Raw genomic sequence first — 20,920 nt, 5'->3', positions numbered from 1 at the left:
ATTTGGGAAATCGTTTCTTTTGCCAACATCCATTTTCTGATGCCTGGATTATTTCTCCAGTCTAAAATCATCAATTTTTCAGACATGGATAAATCAATAAAATTTTTAAATATACTTCCCGGTTCACCAATAAGTTTGCGCACATTGGTAAGCAAAAGCTCAGAATCGAAACATTCCATGGTGATAAAGTGACTGTCTTTCAAATATTCCAGCATATGGGATTGATTATCCGCTGTTTTTATTGCAATAAATGGTAGCTGAAATTGCAGGATCTCGTGGACAAGTGCACTGGGGGTAATTATGGCATAGTCTGAATTATGCATGAGTGATGCCATATTTTCAGGGTTAACATGCAATGATACGCTTGCTTTACCAGCAACGTATTTAATCAATTCTTCCAAGTGTTGTTTGGCTGTACTCGTAACAACAATTGGCCGAAGATTTGGATATTCAGCCAATACCAATAGTATTTTCATTAATATATTTGAATGATCAGATCCACCCATTGCTACAAATACATTAAAATGAGAACGTGGATCACTCAGATTACTGATTTTCAGATTCTCATCCATAAATTGATCATCGATAAGTGTATATTCAGCTCCACAACGTAGTTCACATCTCTCCGGAATCAGACCGGCATACTTTGATTCATCTGCATACAGATTGTGATTCAACAAAATATCACAGAAATGTGGTTGATAGGTGTCATCAAGCACAAGGAGCAGTATATCGCACTGTTCTTTTAGCTTTTTTTCATATTCCAGGTCTATGCCATAGTGATCAATAACGATCATATCAATTTTTTCATCACTAATAATGTTGATCATCTCTTCCACTGCATTTGATTTGAGATGTAATAATCTATGACCACATTTTCTGATATAGTCATTGATATTCCCTGGTAGATCTTGGGTGGCAAAAGTGATACTATCCAGTTTATACTGTTTAGCCAATACCAGATCTCTTGTGATATGTCCTATGCCAATTTCCGAAGAAGAATCTGCTCTGAATAGTATATTTTTCATCGTTCCATCGATTGTTTTTGTAGAATCTTATACATAAGCTCCGCTCTTTCCCAATCTTCATGAGTGTCAATATCCTGAACCAAATGGCTGGGAATTATCACAGGTATGCTATGCTTGCTGAACATGATTTCAGTGGATGTCTGTTTTAGTTTTCTCCAATAAAACTGACCTGCGTCCTGATAGGTCTCTTCAAGATCCTGACTTCTGGATGTGAAATGCTCTGGCCACAGCATCTCGCATCTACCGTTTGCAGTAATTTTAAAAGCCCTTTGCACTGGAAACGGCATTATTGCAGCAGAAAATGCATTTATTGCATCTGATTTTTCCAGTTTCTCAAATCCTTGCTGCAAGTAAACACTTCTCAATAGTGGTGCGGTTGCATAGACTGTACAGACATAGTCATATTCTTGATCATATTGCTCAAGCCAATCCAATGCATGACCCATTACTTCAGCAGTAGTTGCAAAATCATCAGCCAACTCTTTCGGACGAATAAATGGTACTTCAGCTCCATATTTTCGGGCGACCCGGGCGATTTCTTCATCATCTGTGGATACAATTATCCTATCGAACAAATCTGATCTCTGGACAGTATCAATGGAATATGCGATCATTGGCAGACCACAAAATTCTTTAATATTCTTATGCGGGATTCTCTTGCTACCCCCTCTGGCAGGGATAATTGCAACCTTGCTAGTCATTATCTACCCTACCTGGATCATATTGATCAGTACTGATCATAAAAATCTCGTATTGTTTCCACAACATGATCTTGTTCATCATCGCTAAGCCCGGGAAATAAAGGCAGTGAAAGTGCTTTGGAGAAATATTCCTCACAGACAGGGTAGTCACCCTCACTAAAGCCATATTCCTCCTGATAATAGGGATGAAAGTGGACAGGGATATAATGAACCTGGACCAAGATATCATGCTCATGCAGGTAGTGATAAAGTGCATCCCGATCTTGAGCCTGAATAATGTACAGATGGTAGGATGACTCACCTGCCGCCGTGTGTTTTTGAGGCTTCAGGAAGGAAATGTCTTTCAAATATTTATCATAACGGGCAACCAGATACGACCTTCTCTGGATCCAATGGTCACTTTTAGCAAGTTGACTCAATCCCAGCGCACTTTGGAAATCTGTGATTCGGTAATTTGCACTTAATGTATTCATCTCATACAACCAGGGTTGGGCCAGGCTGATCGCAGTTTCCTGAGGTTTTGCAATCCCATGAGTCCGTAAAGAAAGTAAGCTAGTGTACAGTTTGCGATCATTTGTCGTGATCATACCACCTTCACCGGTTGTGATCTGTTTGACTGGATGAAAACTAAAAACAGTAAGATCAGAATGCGAGCAATCACCAACACGTCGAACCAAACCAGTTTTATCTATCCATTTTCCACCAAGGGCGTGGCAAGCATCTTCAATGACATACAAACCATACTCTTTTGCCAGAACCTGAATAGTCTCCATGTCAACTTGAGCTCCAGCAAAATGTACAGGAATTATGCCTGCATACTTTTGTCCAGATCCCAGAGCTGTTTTTACCTGGTCTACTGAAATATTGAGATCATCTGGATCAATATCAACGAGATGCGGAATTCCATTATTCAAGGCAATACTATTAGCAGTAGCTACAAAAGTATTGGGAGTCGTGATTACATGGTCACCTGATTGTATGCCGAGAGCCTTGTTCGCCAGGATGAGGGCGGCAGTACCATTTGATACAGCTACCGCATATTTTGCCCCGCAGTATTCTGCGAAAGCATCTTCAAATTCGGCCGTTTTTGGTCCCTGGGTTATTAAACGGGCATGAAGTGCCTCTACTACAGATTCAATATCTGCAGTATCAATAGACTGTTTGCTATACGGAATATTCTCCATAACTGCTCACAGCTTTGAACTTACATGATTGTTGATCAACTCCCGAAGATGTGGAACATCAAGAAAATCAGAATTATTCTTACTGTTATACTTAAACCCCTCATCCAGAAGATGGCATTCCACACCAAGTTTTCGTTGCCGTTCCATCGTCTCAATAGCAATGGAGGTTGATGGAAACAAAATGAAATAATCCTTAAATTCCAGTGTGCTAATGGCATCGGTTTCAGTAATCAGATCCTCATGAATTTTCTCACCAGAACGAACACCAATGGTCTTTAGTTTAGCTTTTGGTGCCATGGCTTTTGCTACATCAACTATTCTATATGATGGGATTTTAGGTACGTATAATTCTTGTCCACGCATCCGCAATAAACAATCCAGAGAAAATTGCACACCCTGTTCAAGGGTAATATTAAATCGAGTCATTCGTGGATCAGTAATGGGCAAACAGCCCTCATTTATTTTAGACTTAAAAAATGGAATAACAGAGCCACGACTACCCATCACGTTGCCATAGCGAACGACGGCAAAGCGAGTATCTTTGCGACCAGCATAATTATTGGCAGCTACAAACAGCTTGTCTGAAGCAAGTTTAGTGGCTCCGTATAAGTTAATGGGAGCTGCAGCTTTATCAGTACTCAGAGCCAAAACCTTTTTAACATTTACTGCAAGCGATGCATCAATAATATTTTGTGCTCCTATAATATTGGTTTTGATCGCTTCAAAGGGATTGCGTTCACAAGCAGGTACCTGTTTCATAGCTGCAGCATGGACAACCACATCAACCTGGGCTTGTAGAGCCAGGTGAACTCTTGCTCTATCTCTGACATCACCAATAAAATAATCAACACGTGGATCTGAGATCTCATTGCTCATCTCAAACTGTTTAAGCTCATCCCGACTGAATATAATAATCCTTCTTACTTCGTGATTTGCTAAAACTTCCTTCGTGAAGTGTTTGCCAAATGATCCGGTTCCACCGGTAATTAAGACCGTTTTTCCTGTAAGTTCCAAAACAGATTCCTAACTCGCCATTCGTAGCGTTTTATAAAAAATCATTTTCTAGCTTTTCAGTATTCTCATTATTTCCAATTAAGACGTATCTACAGTTCATCTTATACGTGCTTTGGTTTTTTAATTTTTTTCAGCCCTTGCAAAACGTTATCTAATTGGGTTGTACTGGCTGTGGCTGCTCGATTTTGAGCTTGGATCTTTTCATAGATCTCATTGCGGTAAACAGCTACATTTTTTGGTGCATCAATGCCGATCTTTAAATATCTGGAAGAGCTCTCTAGAATGGATATAATAATATTATTCCCAATTCGAATACTTTCTCCAGACTTCCTTGTCAATATGAGCATACCGTCCCTGGTCCTTATTCACACTATTCAAGTTCGTTATTCAATGGATGTTCGACAGATAAGCTGGCATTATCCAGGATGACCTGATTGGCTGCGCCAGATACTGGATTAAACACAATGGGTGCTTTAATGTTAGCTGTGAACTCTTGAGTTCCCTGATTAATTTTCAGGATCACATATTGCTCTGAATCCCCTGTCGCTTCGAGATCCAGAATCTGTAATTCCCTGGGGGGAATATCTATATCCTTCCAGATAGCCAACAACTTGGCATCGATCACCAACATTGAAATATCAGGCTGCTCAACCGATTTCAAGGCACAAAACGGTGCATATCCATCCAGCTCAGCCAAAATAAATGTAGTCAGATTCTCAAAGCCCGGTAAGCCATTGATCAAATCAATACTTCTGAGGGTTGCCATTGGAATCCCACCAAAGGAATGACCGTTAGCAGGTGTTTCTGTTTGCACGGTTTGTGATTCACTATTCATCTGATAAAATCCATAATATTCAGCTGCAGAGCCTTGGAAGTAACCTGAAGAGCAGCCTCATAGGCCATTTCCTCTCCATTGTACTCCATGATCACTTCAGCCAGATTTGAGTCTTCAGTTTCGGATAGAAATGATAAAATATTTGTACGAGCCGTCTCGATTCTGGAGTCGCTCATGAGCATATGGCTTTTCACCAGACCATTTTTTGATTCCAGCCCCAACAGATTATTTGCGGCACTATCCAGATCAGTAAGATAGCCTGCAACAGTCGCAGCATCATCTGCTTCCAGGGCTTCCCTCAGTGCGATCAAAGAGTCAAAAACGCCTGCTGCAGCGAGTTCAGTACCGGTGATATTGATCTCAACATCCAGACCCTCTGATATGTGGCGACTCATTTTCCCGTTATTGCCGCTGTAGGTCACTACGTTTCCATCATATTCAAAAGGCTCCATATTCAAGGTATCTGTCCCTGAAAAAATGGATTTTCCTAAATAGCTACTATTGGCGATGGAGATCGTTTGTTCGATGATGCCATTGATGCGATCCGCCAATACCAGTCGGGTGCTGGCTGATTGCGAGGCATCCGCGCCCTGGATAGCTACCGAACGGGCTTCCACTACCAGATTATGAAATTCATTCATCACCATGGCATTGTTATCCACAAATCCGAGGCCATTGTTGATATTCCGCACATATTGATCATACTGTGACAAAGTTTTGCGATATCTGGATGCACGCGCAAATTTGACCGGGTCATCTGATGAATTGGTGATCTCTTTTCCAGTGGCAGCATATTTCTGGAGCTCACCCATGTTTTCCCGACTTAAATTCAGGTTTTGAATTAGATTTCTAGACATGATAGATTGGGTAACTCTCATACTATTTCCTCCATCAAATCAAGGCCAACACTGACTGGATCAATTCATCCGCCACTGCGATCATTCGGCTGGCAGCCTGATATGCTTGTTCATATTTAACTAAATTGGTCATTTCTTCATCCAGGGAAACACCTGAGATCGAATCCCGTTGATTCTGCAGAGCGGTCACCACCATTTCCTGACTGGTTCTTAAGAATTTTGCTTCCTGAACCTTACTGCCCACCTCGCTTAGCATTGAGTTATAATAATCGGAATATTTTACGCCCTGTAGGAGGTATCCATTTTGAAGGTTAGAAATATCAGCAGCGATCTGACCATTACCAGCCTCATCCGCAAAACTTGAAGTTGCAATTAAGAGTGGGTCATCGATTATGTTCGTACTGACAGTCAGGCTATCTGCACCGCCGATGTTGGTTTTGAAAAAATTTTGATCTGTATCATTATCAAGATTAAATCCTGTTCGATGAACCTCGTTCACTTCTTCAGCAATGGAAACTGCCAGAGCATCTATTTCCCGTAAATAGCTCGGGATCTTTGCATTATGCGCTTCCAGCAAGCTTCCCAGAGTACCTCCAGTAATGGCACTCAGAGTTCCCCCTTCAGAGAAGGACACATCTACGGTGTAATAATCTGTGAATGGTGCAATTGTAACATTCAACTCATTGATAAAATCATTGTTAACCAATGGAACCAGTACATTTCCGCCAGTGGTTATGCTTATGATATGGTCACTATCCTCAGCCACTTCAATATTTATAATCTTGGATAGTTCAGTAATGGCAGCATCCCGGCTGTCGGCCAGATCGTATGAGTAAGTTGCACCCATCGTTTCATTGATGGATTTTATTTCATGCAACAACCTGTTCACCTGGTTAACAGTTGCCTCAACATCATAACCAACCTCACGCTGCATATTGTTAAGATCAATATCCAGTTGATTAAAAGTATTTGAAAGCAATACTCCCCTGTCCTTAACAATAGCCCGGGCCGTATTACTCTCAGGATCATTAGCGAGATCACTCCAGGCATTCCAGAACTCGGTCATGATGTTAGACAAGCCGGAATTACCTGGTTCATTAAATAATGATTCAATCTGGGAATAAACTATTTCATCAGACTCATACCGTCCCATAAACTGGTTCTTGTACCATAATTGTCTCTGGATAAACCCTGATTCCAGGCGATCAGTACTGTCCTGTTCACGAAAAGCCAAACCGCTATTGGGAGAGATCAACGCGCCAATATCAGACCGTCTGCGAACATAATTTTCATTGCCTACATTAGATATATTTCTAGCAGTAGTTTCGATGGCTGATTGATAGGCAGACAAAGCGATCCGAGAAGTTCCCATTATGGTAGATATTGACATTTAAATCCTCATACCTGACAATCCACACGGGCGTTGTGGGTTTGATCGTCATATACCTGCCCATGGCCACCGTAGTGGATGTTTTCATTCTCAGCTTTGCCTAAAAGGACCTGAACAAGCCCTCTCACTAATTCAAGGGAGGAATTAAGGAGGAATTCATTCTCACGATTTGCGTGAGCAATTTGATCAAGTCTGAGAATGAGGTGTTCCCGATACTCGATCAACTGTTGTGAATAATGAGAGGGTGTCAGATCGATCAATTCCATTAACGAGGGTGTTTTACAACTCATTTTTGATACTGCTGCAATCGTAGCTGCCCGTAGTTCCCTTGCCCGGGTTGCGGTGCGTATCTTTGGAATCAATCGTTGTTCTTCGTGAACATTGTTTTGGAGGGATTCAACATCCCCTTTGATAATATTGGATTGCTTGGCTTTCAAAAGATCACCAAGTTGATTGTACAATTTGACTTCATGTTCAAGACACTGGATCAGTTCCTTGAAGGCTCCGTCTCCATTATTCAGGAGTTCATTCATTGCTCATCCTTTAAGGAACTAATACTTTGTAATACATTGAAGGTTTGCAGGTAGTCCTCACCACCAAGCTCTTGTGTATCTGGTGCTCCATCCATACTCCGTAATGAAGCAAAGATCATTTTTGAGAGCCCGATGCCACCCCCCTGCGTCATAGCATCACCCATGACGGAGCTAAACATCATGGTGGAGAGTGAGTTTTTTCCACCTCCTAACCCGTCTGGAATGGTTTTCTCCATGGACTTGATCAATTGTGTGAGAAAAACAGCTTCTAACTCATTGCTCTTTTTCATAAGCTGAATATCTCTGGCGCTAAGATCGGTATCTGGTGATGAATTCTTACAAGGCTCGATCTGTTTTTGTTGTTCAATTGCTATATCTGGGGTAATCTTCATCTTGATCCAACCCTAAATGATGATCAGGCGTGCATTTAAGGCACCAGCCTGCTTTAATGCTTGAAATATTGATATTACATCCCGGGGTCGCATTCCCAATTCGTTCAAAGCAGCAGCAAGATCACTTACTGAAGTAGTTTCCTTGATAACTGCATTCTTAACCTCACCCTCGGAAGCTTTCGTCTCTGTCACATATTCCACTACGGTCTGCCCTACATTACTGAAGGCAGCCATCGGTTGGGAAATAATGGGGGTCCGTCTGACATGGATGGTCAAAGCACCATGAGAGATCATGATCTCGTTGATCCGGACATTCCCACCTGTTACCACAGTACCCGTTCGTTCATTGATAACCACCCTGGCATCAACATCAGGCTGTACCATCAATATTTCCACATCTGCAATAAAAAATACGGCTTCATCCTGACTGGTAACGCTGGCAGGAAAGCTGACTTCAACAACTCCGGCATTTAATGGTTTGGCAATGTTAGCGGGAGTGTTTCCCTGGCCCTGGTCGGTATTGATCTTATCAGCAATGCGGCTGGCGGTTCCAAAATCGGGCTCATTTAGCAAAAACCGAACGGGTTGATCCAGTTGGAACCCCAGATTATTGGCAGCTCGCTCCAACACACCACCATTTGGAACCCGTCCCACCAGGGCATGATTCTTTTTTAATTTTTCCCCGGAATCTGTCTCGATATTAAAGCCACCAACAGATACGGATCCCTGTGCCAATCCATAGTGAGTTCCGTCCATTCCACGTAGAGGTGTCATTAACAGGACTCCGCCTTCGAGACTGCTTGCATCCCCAAGTGAACTAACTGTAACATCAAAATGACTTCCCACTCGACCATACGCAGGGGTATTAGAGGTTACCATTACGGCAGCTACATTGCGAGTTCTTAAATAATCTTTGGGAACCGTAATCCCGAACCTTTCCAGCATATTACTAATGGTCTGAACAGTGAATATTGCACCGCGATTACCGGATGATCGATCTCCAGTGCCATCCAGTCCAATCACAAGTCCGTAACCGATCAGGGCATCCTGTTTAGCATTCTCAATGCTGGTGATGTCCTTCAAGCGTACCTCAGCCGACAGTGTGATTGCCAGTAGAAGTCCTGTCAGGATAGTAGTCATTCTTAGCATAATAAGTCCCTAGATACCTGCCCCGGAAACCGCTAGACCCAGCAATACCACCACCATACTGATGGCAATCGTTTTCGATACAGTTGCTGGTGATGCGATTGAATTGATGACTCCGGACTGTCTGTAAACGATCTGTGCATCAGCAATATTATAAGAAAACACGGTATTGTCTGTCCGGATATCGCGAGCTCTCACAGATCCTTCCAATTTCATTATGTTGGCCTCTCCATTCACCTCCACAGATCGTTCGCCCCTGATTTTAAGCAGACCGGCATCTGTCTTTTCGATAATTGTGGCAGTAATCTTACCGGTGAGGCGATCTTCCTGACGGCTGCCATTTGTTTTGTCAACATCGCTGGAGATCACGCTAGTAGCGCCAAATACTGGCAGAAAATTGGCAAAGGTTCCAGCTAATTTCCCATCAGCATTAACGGCTGCATTTGATCTTGATTTGGCATTGGATTCCTGTTTTGCGCTGGCATTTTCAACGATCAGGACTGTGACTACATCCCCTATTGAATGCGCTTTAATATCGGTATACATTGAGGACATGGACTGCGCCTGAATGGAAGCTACCCACAGTAAACCAATTAATATTATTTGTCTGGTCTGCATCTCTTTACCTCAGACTTACTGAAACTTGTTTTGGGCTTTCTAAGATTCCTCTAAATTCTTTCCGGGTCGCAGGACATTGAACTCGAATCTCTTCACCGATCAAGCCTTCATCTTTGGCTATTCCAGCTAACTCCAAGCGAAGGCCATCATTATTGAGCACGATCTGCACTTCGGCTCCCCGCAATACATCAGGTGGAACGCGAACCATATTTCGTTCGATGATCCTGCCTTCCCGAATCATTTGAGTCGCCATTTTAGTGTACACTTGATCAGCATCAGCTAATACACGACAATACTCTCGACCAATTCGCCTTCGTTCAACAAGCACCAGATCCTTTGATAGAATTTCCAGTCGTGAAACATTTTTTAAAGCAGTGGGAACCATGAGATTAGCATGAACCTCAACAGTAATGGGATACTTCTTCCTGACCACTCCATTTACCTTGTGAACCATCCAAAGGGTTTGGTGTCCGAGATTGAACTTGCGCTGTCCTGATTGTACCTGGATCTGTCCGTTTTGCAGATAGGTCTTGTTTATGTTTGAAATATGGATCAATTCCACTTCAATGTGATCTCGAGTTATATCGAGACGTTTGGCAAAGTATTCAGCTACCAGTTTCGCTTGAGCATTCCTTGTATCGGTTGCTTGAAGCAATAAGGGTATCATGCTGATTATCAGCATGTTGCAAATATTATATTTGGATATAAGGCGCATATTTACCGTTTCAGGGCGTTTGTCATAGCCAACATTTCATCAGCTGTTTTCACTGCCTTGGAATTGATTTCATAGGATCTTTGAGCTACAATCAAATTGATCATCTCCTTTACCACATCAACATTGGACTTTTCCAAATAGCCCTGCATGATGGTTCCATACCCTTCATCACCGGCCATCCCGAAATTTGGATCACCTGAGGCTTCGGTGGCTTCCAATAAATTTCCTCCAATGGGTTTCAACCCGGCTGGATTCATAAAATTAGCCAACTCAACCTGTCCGATCTCCAAGGCTATGGTCTCTCCTTCCATGATGGCTGCAACCACACCATCCTGTGCAATGCTAACACTTTGAATGCCATCCGGAAGGCTAATATTGGGGTACATCTTGAGTCCGGCTGAGTTGACTATCTCGCCAACAGAATTAATCCTGAAAGCCCCATCTCTAGAGTAGGTGATCCCGCCATCCGGCATTAATACTTGAAAGAAGCCCTTCCCACTGATCGCCATATCCAGGGGATTGCTGGTTTCTTCGATCGCTCCCTGTGAATAGGATCGAAATGTTGAAATCGGTTTATTTCCCAGGCCAATGTTGATCTCACTGGGCTTTTCATTCCCCTGAGCCCCTTCGGCACTACCGGAATGAATGGTTTCATAGAGCAGATCCTGAAATTCAACTGTAGATTTTTTATAACCAGTAGTGTTTACATTGGCCAGATTATTGGCAATCGAATCAACATTTAATTGTTGTGCTGCCATTCCCAGTGCTGCGGTTCTAAGTGATCTTAGCATAGTGTTCCTCTCCCCCTATTTATAATTTCCAATACTACTGGCTGCCTTGCCAATGGCACTATCCAAGGTTTTCAGAGCCTTTTGGGAAGTTTCAAAACTGCGTTGTAATTCGATCAGGGCGACCATCTCATGGACTGCATGAACGTTTGACCCTTCGATCTTACCCTGCAATATCATCGGCTCTTCCACACGATTATCAATCGCTCCAGATTGAGCCCTGAATAGGTTTGCACCAATCTTTTTAATGTCAGCTTGATTTTCGAAAGAACTGATCTCCAGAGTATCTACAAACTCATCATTAACAAAAACATCACCCTTCATGCCGATCCGAACTTCACCTACGGTGTCGGCACCCAATCCCAGATCGATCCAACCTGCCTGTCCCATTACTGCCTGTCCGGAGGATGTCCTCAGGAACCCGTCAGCCCCTTTGGTAAAATGACCATCCCGGGTATAGACGAATTGATCACCATCATCGATAGTGAAATATCCTTCGCCGGAAATGGCAAGGTCCAGGGGATTATTTGTTTGGCTTAGGTCTCCCTGAGCAAAATCAGTAGCCACATGATTAACAAGATCAGTTTTCTGATTTGAACCCATCAGCTCTGAAAACATCACGTCTCTTTTATAGCCATTAGAATTCACATTTGCCAAATTATTGGCAACCACGCTGTTACGATCCAACTGACCGATCATGGCTTGTTTAAGTTCTGAAAATCTAATGTTCATTATCATATCCCTTGTTTTTGACGGAGGCTTCTATCGCAATTTAAATGCCATGGGTTTTTGAGGGATACAGGCGAGCAATACAGCAGATTCAGGTTATCCCTATACTGTATGTTATCTATCTATATATATTGATGTTATACAAGTACTATTCTGTGATTCTAAACGATTATTAAGAGGGTGTATCTAGTGATGAAAAAGGGAAAGCTTGGTTAACTGCGGAATATTTTTCCGCACAAATATTCAATATTTTCTGAGGGTAATATTCGTGGAACTGACGGCGAGAACAGACACTATTCTCTGGTCATTGAGGCTCCCTACTCAGGTAGTTTTGTCATCAAAGTATCACCTACATAACCGATGTTCTCTGAGCTGGTTATACGGGTAAGACGATTGGTGATCTCCTGAATTCGTCGGGCTTCTTTCAGAATCGCTTTGATCGCATTTTGGGCTTTCTCTGGAGAAAGGGTAGCAAATGAAAGTTCCAGGATCTCAGCCAAGCCAATAACAGAAGTCAAAGGATTATTAATCTCGTGATTGACGGTCACCACTAATTCACCCATGGCTGCCATCCGTTCTTTTTCTACAATCAATCCCTGGGCAGCATGCAGATCCTCCAGAGCAATTGTGAGTCTCTGGTTCTTTGTTTCCAATTTTTCGCGCAGGATGAAGGTTTCCACAATTATTGAAAGTTCTTCTGCCATCACCGTGAAAGATTTGATCTCACTTTGCAGATACATATTGGGAGTTGAGTGACCCAGATTCAGAACTCCTATCAGTTTACCAGCAGCTCTTAGAGGCAGCGATACGAAGGATGTGAATCGCCGTTCTTTACCGGGACGTGATTTTGACAGAGATTCAAGTATGATAGGCTTCTCCTGCTGAGAAACCCAACTTGCCATTCCCATTCCCCTTGAAAAGGGAATCTCTCTGATGAGATCCACAACCTCGGAACCCTCTTGATGCATGATTTCCAATTTGTCTTCCTCCTCTTGATACAGAAAGAGGGTGGCAGACTCAAAAGAAACACTTTTTTCCACCAGGTGAAAAACAGCTTCAAATGTTTCGCCGGCTCCTAAACCCTTCTGCAGCAGGGTCACTATCTCATGCAGAAAATCTGTGGCTACCATATAAACTCCTGTAAACTCTCGATGTGTTCGTTCGCAACAACAAGTATGGATCACTAACTGTTCAAAAGCTCGATCATATTGATCAGCTGGGCACGTTCTTCTGATTGAACTATGGGGATTCGCATCTTAAAACATGAGCCACTTTCTGTTGCAATATATTTTAAGTCCCCCCCCAGCGAGGCAACAATACTACGGGCTACTGACAATCCGGTTCCGGCATGCCTACTCTCATCCCAGGTTGAAAAAAACGGTTCAAACATCTTTGTAGATATTGATTCTGGAATACCCCCAGCATTGTCCTGAATACCTATTTCCACCCATTTCTCCTCAATATTCCTGGTAGATATGGAAATATTTTGCTCCCCAGTGATCTGGTTAACCTGGAAAGCCTGCATGGCATTGGTCAGCAAATTCAAAAATACTTGTTCGAGTTCTGGCACGTGGGCTACAATGAATGGAAGTGAATCACTTAGATCAAGTTCAAGGACAATGTTTGCCTGGCTCAGATCATAGTCCAGAATCTGCAACATGGAGTGCACAATGTCATTGATATCAACTGAACTGGTCTGTTTATCAGCCATGACCTGTGCATAAGACCGAACTTTCTCGACAATAGCAGACAAACGTTCGATATCCCTATGCAATTCACGCACCTGTTTTTGAACCTCATCCAGGCTGGTCAGTTGAGCGATATGATCCAGGCGCAGTTTCATTGCAGTAACCGGTTGTCCCAATGTATGCACCAGACCAACTGACATCTCACCCAGAACCTTCAGACGATCAAATGATACTGAAAGAACCTGGCGATTCTTAAGCTGCATTTCCAGGCTTTTGCGATAAGCGATCTCTTTGGCTGTCACAATAAAATATTTCAAAGATCCTTTTGAATCAGGAATACTGCTAAAATTGATCAAAACCGGAATCTGCTGTTTCCCACCGGATAGTTCAGCCTCAGAGCTGCTACAATAGTCAGGCTCAATGCCGGAATCTGACGATGCAAAGCGACTCCCACTGTGGAGCAATTGCTGAATTTCTCCATCGTCACTGGTGATAAAACTACCCAGGTCCATCCCGATGACAGACTCCAGCGGCAATTGCAGATACTCCTGAGCACTTTGATTGGCATATTCAATCTTGCCCTCAACATTCAGAATGAATATGGCATCTGTAATACTTTCCAGGATCGTTACCGTGGTTGTATAATCTTTGATCTCTTGAATTCGATCCCGTTGGGAACTTTTGATCTCAGATGGAGGGTTGCTTTGCTTTCCGGGTTTCATTTGTCTGATCTGTGTGTAGCGCTCTTATTATGACTACATGCTAAGCGTAGATCGATCCTTTTGAATTTCCTGTTGCGATTGGCCGCAGGTTAAAAACCAGCTTAGGTTTGACAGCTCTGACGGATAGCACGACCTCATCCAATTTATTGAAAGTATGATTTGATTCAGTCAGGATGTTATTCCCCCATATTCTAAGAATATATATATGGTTCCCCAATACCTCTACAATACGACCATCAAGTTCCATTCCTGGCTGAAGTCTATCCACAAACTGCTCCAGTCCTGAGACAGCCCATACGTTTCGAAATTCCGGTTGTGTCTGTTGCTCAGTCACTGTCCAGATTCATTGTTTGATATTGAATACGCAGTGAGGCTTCATCATAACTGATATTGTCTGTCTGCATAAGCTCACGGATCCTCGCCTCCTGTATTTCAGGCGTATTGACTGGAGGAACATCGTTATCGACTTCCGGAACATGATCATCATTTTGAGCCTTCCGGCCAAGTACATCGGCAAATTTCTGCGATTTGGCTGGCCACTTTTGTTTCATTTTGATGATGGTCAGAATTATGCCTAGAATTAAAAGAACCAATCCTAAAACACTTGATGCGATCATGACAGAATCCTTGAGCATACCCCAAACCTTTTTGGTACTATTCCTATGAGTGGTCCCACTCGCTATAGACCGTCCCTCTCCAGAAGCAAAGCTTAGGTTCGAATCATGGGAAGGCTGATTCGGGCTAGCTGGATCAAATAATTGCATTGGTGTGGACTCATGGAAGATGAATTCGAGGCGGTACTCATCCAGATCAAAAGAATAGGTGCACCTGACGTCATCATAGGGTAGCGTTTTGCCAGTTATAGCCACTGTTTGTGAGTCTATAAGGTCAACTTGAAAATGAATGGGGTATTGCCCATGGTCTCGCAGCATTCGATTCCCGAGATAGGCAGATGTTTCGAACCCAGTAAGTTTTATCCAAAAGCTACCTTCATTACCATTGGTTTCATAGATGGGATACAAAAGAGTTGAACCGGAGTTTAAACCCTCGCCGGAAATGCTGAGCCAACGACGCGATGAATCTTCTCCACTGTTTATTCTTAAGGCTTGGATCAATACTTCGTCAGCTTTTAGGTCTTCTACCACCTCGATCGCTATATCAGTGACCGCCATTTTCTCTTGACTACATCCAGGATCGTGAAGCATCAATAAGCTTGCAAGAATCAATATAGTCTTCGCTCTGGGCATTGTTATCCTATGGTCAAATCGATGTGCGAACCGGGAATCAGGTCATCATCTTCCGCAAGATTCTCGTTGATTGTGACCTTCTGAGGAAGTTTTTCACCGGATGACAGATTTACCGAGTCATGCTCACGCTCAAGTGTTTCTTCCTCATCTGAGCCTGTTTTTTTCTGCTGTTCCCGATCCATTTCTTTACCAACCGGCTTGATGGCCTGGGAAAAGCGAACAGGCTTTGAACTATACGTGCTACCTAATTCATCTGCAGGCATTATTAGGTTCCTTTTTTTTGATTGACCTGAACCCGTATCTCGGCCAGTGTCTGGCTTAGTATCTGACTTATCCGAGATTCGGATAGTCCCAGGATCATACCAATATCTGCCAGGGTCAATTCCTCATAATAGTAGAGTGCCAATACCAATCTTTGTCTTTCCGGAAGATGCTTGATAACGCCCATAAGTTCCTGTTTTAAGGCCTTCTGGCCAAATATTTCATCAGGAGAAAGCTGGGATTCATCTTTGATGACATCAAGACGCTGCATGGAATCTGTATCATCCCCCCCCACACTATCATTCAAAGACAGGTGTTCGCGGCTATCACCCTTGAACAACATGGCATTCAACTCCTCTGTAGTCACGTTCATTTCATCGGCTATCTCACTCAAGGCAGGATCACGACCCAGTTCCTGACGCATGTTATCAGAGAGCATAATGATCTTTTTGCGGATACTGTAAGCATCCTTACTAACCGTACTTTCTCGGCGTATTGCATCAATCATCTCACCGTGGATCCGACGATAAGCAAAGGTTTTAAAGCTGGCTCCTTTGCCTGATTGATAGCGATCCAAAGCTGTTAAAAGTCCCACAATCCCAAATTGATACAGATCCTCACGAGCTAAACTGCCAAATTGATCGATCTTTATGCGACCAGCGATGTATTTAACCAACGGCAGAAAGGCTTGAATTGCCTCTTCTCGGATACGATCATCACCTGTTAAGGTATATTGTTGTACGAGATGCTCACCATCATGGTGAACTACTTGAGTCCTTTGCATCATGCATCACTCTTCTTTTGCGGTGTCATTACAATGAGACCTAGTTTTAATATTTGTCCGGATAGATAGAATGCGAACAATACACCAACAAAAACGATCCCTGTTCGAAGAAGGCTTGTTGTGATCGATATCTCTCCGATAAGACACATCACAAATGTTATAGCTGAAACGAGTATGGCGAATTTATTTGCTAGTTTGATCATTGATATTTCCTACAATCTCATTTCTGTTCTCTCTAACACCATCAAACAGACTGATTCGTTCTGAAGCATCCTTTGAGGGCAGCTTCAATAAATTTCTAGTCATCATTTTCAAGGAATTCGAGGGTCGCGAATTTGGGTATTCAAGAACAACGGGAACCTGACGACGAACTGCATCCTGAACACTGTCATCACGTACAATCGCTCCTCCAAAAAGAATTTTATTCTGCAAAAAGCGTTGAACCATCAAATCCATCTTTTTGTATAAATTTTCACCCTCATCATCACTTTGAACCATATTTGTAACCAACATGATGGGCAGATTAGGTGCCTTCTGCAACAGGATCTTGATCACCCCATAAGCATCTGCAATGGAAGCTGGATCAGGGGTTACAACCACAATAACCTTGTCTGCCCCTAATGAAAAAGAAGTGACATTTCGACCAATACCAGCACCCGTATCCACGATCACCAGGTCGTAGTTGTGTTCGAAATTCAGAAAGGCATCACCCAAACGTTTAATCACTTTTTCCTCAGCATCGATCATATCCAAAACAGCTGATGAAGCTGGCATGACATCAATACCAGTAGGTCCCTTCACAATAATTTCTGCCAAGGCCTTCTCACCGGATATGACATCTGCCAAGGTGGCTCCGGGACGGATGCCCAACATGAGATCCACGTTGCCAAGATGAATATCGGCATCAACCAGCAGTACATTTTTCTTTAGACGTCTCAACAGCAGCGCTAGATTGACACTTATATTGGTCTTTCCGACGCCCCCTTTCCCGGAGGTGATGGCAAATATCTCAGGCCGATTATTCTCCACCCTCAAATTCGAGAGTGCAAAAATACTGGGTGTTGTACGTGGTTCCAGCATTAGTTGTCCAGAGCGTTAATCAGTTTATCCCAGATGTATATTCCATTGGGAATGTGAATTGTTTCGGGGATTTTCTGTCCATCACAAACAAAGGCGATCGGTAATCCAATCTCGGCCGCCAAGGTCACCATTTTCCCTTGACGACAGGTTTCATCCAATTTGGAATAGATCAATCCTGTTGGTTTCAAGGCCATGAAAAGACCTGTTGACATAAAGAGATCATCCAGATCTGTTGCCATGCTGAGGGTTAATAAAATATCCGTGGGGTTGAGTACGTTGAAATAATTCTGCATCTCCTGGATATATCCGTGAAATGAGGGACTTCGAGCGGGAGTATCCACAAGGATCAGATCGTATTCCTGTAAAGTTGCCATCACTTTTTCCAATTCTTCCAGATTACTGGTTTTATGAAAAGGAATTGTTGTGATCTGAGAGAATACTTCGAGTTCACTACTGGCAGCCATCCGGTAACAATCGGTGGATATGATCGCCACCCTTTTTGCTCCCATGAGACCTGGTTTGGATGCCAGCTTCATGATCGTTGTCGTTTTCCCAACGCCTGTGGGTCCCATTAAGACCGTTACACGGGGTCCCTCTTTAGGTTTTTTCACATAGGTCTGGTAACCCTGAAACAGAGTTGATATCTCACTCTGGATGATGTGAAATGCGTGACGTTCACCTACCATATGCTCATCACTCAGATGTGATTGCGCACGCCTGACCAGCATGGCCGCATGGGATTTTGACAGCCCGGAATTGACAAGCTTCTGATGAACTCCGCCAAAGGGATATGGAAAATCATGAATATCTGCCCGCTTTAGAGCTCGCTGAGCTCGATCCAATTCACGCCGTAAGGATCGTAATTCCTGTTCCAATGCTGCATCAGGCATGCTGGAATCTGTTTCCCGTTTATCAATAAGCGAGGTCAAGTATTCTCTGAACTGCTGAGCTTCAGGATCATTTGATTTCAGAGCTGCAGCTGCAGTCATATTATCCAGTGAGTGTGGGTTACCGTCAGGATGATACTCGGTTCTGCCATTCAATTTTTCTGAATTGATCTTGGAAATGCGGGCTATGACCTCTGCCTTGGCTGATTCGCGTCTTGCCTGGCTTAAGATCTTCTGCATATCTTGTCCACTGTTTGCTCTGTTATCCATTGGGATACCTCACTGCTCCGACTGATTTAAGATTAGTGTCAGATGTTAACTCGGCGTAGGAAAGCACTGAGACATCTGGTAAAACCTGATCTATGAAATTTTTTACATGTCGCCTGATCTGGGGACTGACCAATAATGCTGGGCGGGAACCTTCAGTCAACATGGCTTGAACTTTTTCACCGATAGAATCGAATATCTTGTTTACTTCAGCAGGTGAAAAACCGAGGTTAAAGGCTTGTGCGTTACCATTTTTTACAAAACCGGCAATTTTATCTTCAAGTTGAGGCTCGAAAGTGGCAATGGTAACCTGGCCGCTATTCTGTTTATAGTTCGCTGTAATTATATCGGAAAGAGATGCACGTACATATTCTGTCAGTATATCAGGATCTTTGGTCATGCCGCCATAGTCTGCAACTGTTTCAAGAATGGTCACTAAATTTCGGATTGGCAATTTTTCCCGGAGTAGGTTTTTGAGTACTTTTGTCACCACTCCCAGCGGAATAACATCAGGAACAAGGCCATCGATAACAGCAGCATGGCTTTCTTTTAAATGATCCAGCATCCGTTGGGTTTCCTGTCTGTCTAACAGCTTGTAGGCATTTGCCTTCAGGACTTCAATAAGATGGGTGGCAATCACAGCCGGCGCTTCAACCACTGTGTAACCTGACATCTCTGCCTTATCACGCTCTTTTTCATTAATCCAGAGAGCTGGTAAGCCAAAGGTGGGTTCAGTGGTCTTAATACCCTGGAGATCGATCCGATCATCAGGATGCAATACCAGAAAATAATTCATCATAACGGTCGCTTCTGCGATGGCGATGCCGTTGATCTTGAATACATAAGCATTGGATTTCAGTTGGATATTATCACGAATCCTGATGGGTGGCACGATCAAGCCAAGTTCCAGAGCAATAGTTTTCCGAATGGTTGATATTTTATTTAATAGATTTCCACCTTGCCCTGCATCGACCATGGGAATCAAACCGTAACCAATCTCAATCTCAAATCGATCAGGATGCAGATATTCTTCGATCTTTTCTTCAACAGCTGGTTCAGGGATCTCTTCCTCAGCCTCCTGTCGTTCACGTTCGGTTTGATTTCGGGCTTTCTGTGCTGAAAAACCGAAACCCGCTGCCAGTAAAGCCATCAAAATAAAGGGGATAAACGGTAGGCCCGGTACTATACCAAGCATAAAGAGCACAGCAGCAGTGATAAAAGCAGCCTTAGGCTCATTACCCAGTTGTTTAGCGATCTCCACTCCCAGTTGTGATTTACCCGTGGCCCGTGTAATAATAATAGCAGAAGCCGTCGAAATTATTAAAGCCGGAATCTGGGCAACCAGACCATCACCAATGGTCATAAGTGAATATAGTGAGGCTGCTTCGCCAATTGACATGCCACGCTGCAAAACCCCAATTGTTAAACCACCTATAATGTTGACACCGGTAATGAGCAATCCAGCGATTGCATCACCGCGAACAAATTTTGCAGCGCCATCCATAGCGCCATAAAAGTCAGCCTCAGACGCAATTTCTTCGCGCCTGGCTTTGGCTTCACGATCATCCAGCAAACCGGCATTGAGGTCAGCATCAATGGCCATCTGCTTCCCAGGCATAGCATCCAGGGTAAATCTAGCTGAAACCTCAGCGATACGGGTGGAACCCTTTGTGATAACAACAAAATTTATAATAACCAGTATCAGAAAGACCACAGTTCCTACGACATAGTTCCCCTGAACAACGAAATTTCCAAATGAATTGATGATCTCTCCAGCATACCCATCCCCAAGAATCAAACGGGTAGTAGCAACATTCAGTGAGAGCCTGAAAAGGGTAACGACCAACAGTAAGCCCGGGAACACCGAGAATTCGAGTGGTTTTAATACATAAAGAGCTACGAATAGAATGATCAGGGCACCGCAAATATTCATCACCAACATGACATCCATTAAAAATGTTGGTAAGGGAAGTATCATGATACCCAGGATCATTACAATGGCACCGGCTAAAACGAGATTGCTGAAATTGTTTTTTTTAGTCATCTTCAGTTAA

24 protein-coding genes are annotated in these 20,920 nt (G+C 43.1%); all 24 read right to left on the bottom strand.

The window, feature by feature from the left end; all coding sequences use genetic code 11:
• A partial coding sequence (pseG, locus tag U9Q77_01485) for a UDP-2,4-diacetamido-2,4,6-trideoxy-beta-L-altropyranose hydrolase (protein ID MEA3286036.1) occupies positions 1-1,028 on the bottom strand: 1,028 nt, incomplete at its 3' end.
• On the bottom strand, positions 1,025-1,729 hold the full coding sequence (gene pseF, locus U9Q77_01480; protein ID MEA3286035.1) for a pseudaminic acid cytidylyltransferase: 705 nt from the start codon (positions 1,727-1,729) through the stop codon (positions 1,025-1,027). The genes pseG and pseF, both read right to left, overlap by 4 nt.
• A 26-nt stretch (positions 1,730-1,755) precedes the next feature.
• The gene (gene pseC / locus U9Q77_01475) at positions 1,756-2,913 is read right to left on the bottom strand and encodes a UDP-4-amino-4,6-dideoxy-N-acetyl-beta-L-altrosamine transaminase (GenBank protein MEA3286034.1); all 1,158 of its coding nucleotides are present in this window, start codon (positions 2,911-2,913) and stop codon (positions 1,756-1,758) included.
• A 6-nt stretch (positions 2,914-2,919) separates the two neighbouring features.
• Positions 2,920-3,927 carry a UDP-N-acetylglucosamine 4,6-dehydratase (inverting) gene (pseB, locus tag U9Q77_01470; GenBank protein ID MEA3286033.1) on the bottom strand — a complete coding sequence of 336 codons (1,008 nt, stop codon included), beginning with the start codon at positions 3,925-3,927 and terminating at the stop codon, positions 2,920-2,922.
• 101 nt (positions 3,928-4,028) lie between these two features.
• On the bottom strand, positions 4,029-4,274 hold the full coding sequence (gene csrA, locus U9Q77_01465) for a carbon storage regulator CsrA (protein ID MEA3286032.1): 246 nt from the start codon (positions 4,272-4,274) through the stop codon (positions 4,029-4,031).
• Positions 4,275-4,297: 23 nt separating this feature from the next.
• Complete coding sequence (locus U9Q77_01460) at positions 4,298-4,762, bottom strand: flagellar assembly protein FliW (protein ID MEA3286031.1); 465 nt, start codon at positions 4,760-4,762, stop codon at positions 4,298-4,300.
• Complete coding sequence (gene flgL, locus U9Q77_01455; GenBank protein MEA3286030.1) at positions 4,759-5,640, bottom strand: flagellar hook-associated protein FlgL; 882 nt, start codon at positions 5,638-5,640, stop codon at positions 4,759-4,761. Before flgL ends, U9Q77_01460 begins: the two co-directional genes overlap by 4 nt.
• Before the next feature lie 13 nt (positions 5,641-5,653).
• Positions 5,654-7,009 (bottom strand): flagellar hook-associated protein FlgK, encoded by a 1,356-nt coding sequence (flgK, locus tag U9Q77_01450; protein MEA3286029.1) that lies wholly within the window; start codon positions 7,007-7,009, stop codon positions 5,654-5,656.
• Between the two features lie 8 nt (positions 7,010-7,017).
• Positions 7,018-7,542 (bottom strand): flagellar protein FlgN, encoded by a 525-nt coding sequence (locus U9Q77_01445; GenBank protein ID MEA3286028.1) that lies wholly within the window; start codon positions 7,540-7,542, stop codon positions 7,018-7,020.
• Positions 7,539-7,934, bottom strand: coding sequence for a rod-binding protein (locus U9Q77_01440; GenBank protein MEA3286027.1), 396 nt, complete (start codon positions 7,932-7,934; stop codon positions 7,539-7,541). Before U9Q77_01440 ends, U9Q77_01445 begins: the two co-directional genes overlap by 4 nt.
• A 12-nt stretch (positions 7,935-7,946) precedes the next feature.
• Positions 7,947-9,083 carry a flagellar basal body P-ring protein FlgI gene (locus U9Q77_01435; GenBank protein ID MEA3286026.1) on the bottom strand — a complete coding sequence of 379 codons (1,137 nt, stop codon included), beginning with the start codon at positions 9,081-9,083 and terminating at the stop codon, positions 7,947-7,949.
• A gap of 9 nt (positions 9,084-9,092) precedes the next feature.
• A complete protein-coding gene (locus tag U9Q77_01430; GenBank protein ID MEA3286025.1) occupies positions 9,093-9,698 on the bottom strand; it encodes a flagellar basal body L-ring protein FlgH in 606 nt (201 codons plus the stop codon).
• A 4-nt stretch (positions 9,699-9,702) separates the two neighbouring features.
• A complete protein-coding gene (gene flgA / locus U9Q77_01425; protein MEA3286024.1) occupies positions 9,703-10,365 on the bottom strand; it encodes a flagellar basal body P-ring formation chaperone FlgA in 663 nt (220 codons plus the stop codon).
• Between the two features lie 50 nt (positions 10,366-10,415).
• On the bottom strand, positions 10,416-11,204 hold the full coding sequence (flgG, locus tag U9Q77_01420) for a flagellar basal-body rod protein FlgG (GenBank protein ID MEA3286023.1): 789 nt from the start codon (positions 11,202-11,204) through the stop codon (positions 10,416-10,418).
• A 15-nt stretch (positions 11,205-11,219) separates the two neighbouring features.
• Entirely contained in the window at positions 11,220-11,933 is a 714-nt protein-coding gene (locus U9Q77_01415; GenBank protein ID MEA3286022.1) for a flagellar hook-basal body protein, read from the bottom strand.
• Between the two features lie 314 nt (positions 11,934-12,247).
• Positions 12,248-13,060 (bottom strand): histidine kinase dimerization/phospho-acceptor domain-containing protein, encoded by an 813-nt coding sequence (locus tag U9Q77_01410; GenBank protein MEA3286021.1) that lies wholly within the window; start codon positions 13,058-13,060, stop codon positions 12,248-12,250.
• A gap of 53 nt (positions 13,061-13,113) precedes the next feature.
• Positions 13,114-14,340: an ATP-binding protein gene (locus U9Q77_01405; protein ID MEA3286020.1), complete on the bottom strand. Its 1,227-nt coding sequence runs from the start codon at positions 14,338-14,340 to the stop codon at positions 13,114-13,116.
• A 40-nt stretch (positions 14,341-14,380) separates the two neighbouring features.
• On the bottom strand, positions 14,381-14,608 hold the full coding sequence (locus U9Q77_01400) for a hypothetical protein (protein ID MEA3286019.1): 228 nt from the start codon (positions 14,606-14,608) through the stop codon (positions 14,381-14,383).
• 58 nt (positions 14,609-14,666) lie between these two features.
• Entirely contained in the window at positions 14,667-15,512 is an 846-nt protein-coding gene (locus U9Q77_01395; GenBank protein ID MEA3286018.1) for a hypothetical protein, read from the bottom strand.
• Positions 15,513-15,589: 77 nt separating this feature from the next.
• Positions 15,590-15,850, bottom strand: a complete 261-nt coding sequence (locus U9Q77_01390; protein MEA3286017.1) for a hypothetical protein — start codon at positions 15,848-15,850, stop codon at positions 15,590-15,592.
• A gap of 2 nt (positions 15,851-15,852) precedes the next feature.
• A complete protein-coding gene (locus tag U9Q77_01385) occupies positions 15,853-16,635 on the bottom strand; it encodes a FliA/WhiG family RNA polymerase sigma factor (GenBank protein MEA3286016.1) in 783 nt (260 codons plus the stop codon).
• Positions 16,636-16,815: 180 nt separating this feature from the next.
• The gene (locus tag U9Q77_01380) at positions 16,816-17,712 is read right to left on the bottom strand and encodes a MinD/ParA family protein (GenBank protein ID MEA3286015.1); all 897 of its coding nucleotides are present in this window, start codon (positions 17,710-17,712) and stop codon (positions 16,816-16,818) included.
• The gene (locus tag U9Q77_01375; protein MEA3286014.1) at positions 17,712-18,869 is read right to left on the bottom strand and encodes a hypothetical protein; all 1,158 of its coding nucleotides are present in this window, start codon (positions 18,867-18,869) and stop codon (positions 17,712-17,714) included. Before U9Q77_01375 ends, U9Q77_01380 begins: the two co-directional genes overlap by 1 nt.
• On the bottom strand, positions 18,862-20,910 hold the full coding sequence (gene flhA / locus U9Q77_01370; GenBank protein ID MEA3286013.1) for a flagellar biosynthesis protein FlhA: 2,049 nt from the start codon (positions 20,908-20,910) through the stop codon (positions 18,862-18,864). The genes U9Q77_01375 and flhA overlap by 8 nt, the downstream gene beginning before the upstream one ends.
• Positions 20,911-20,920: the final 10 nt, after the last annotated feature.

Source organism: Candidatus Neomarinimicrobiota bacterium (assembly GCA_034716895.1).
Taxonomy (GTDB): domain Bacteria; phylum Fidelibacterota; class UBA8477; order UBA8477; family JABMPR01; genus JABMPR01.
The sequence above is the reverse complement of the archived record's forward strand: the minus strand, read 5'-3'. Positions and strand labels throughout refer to the sequence as shown.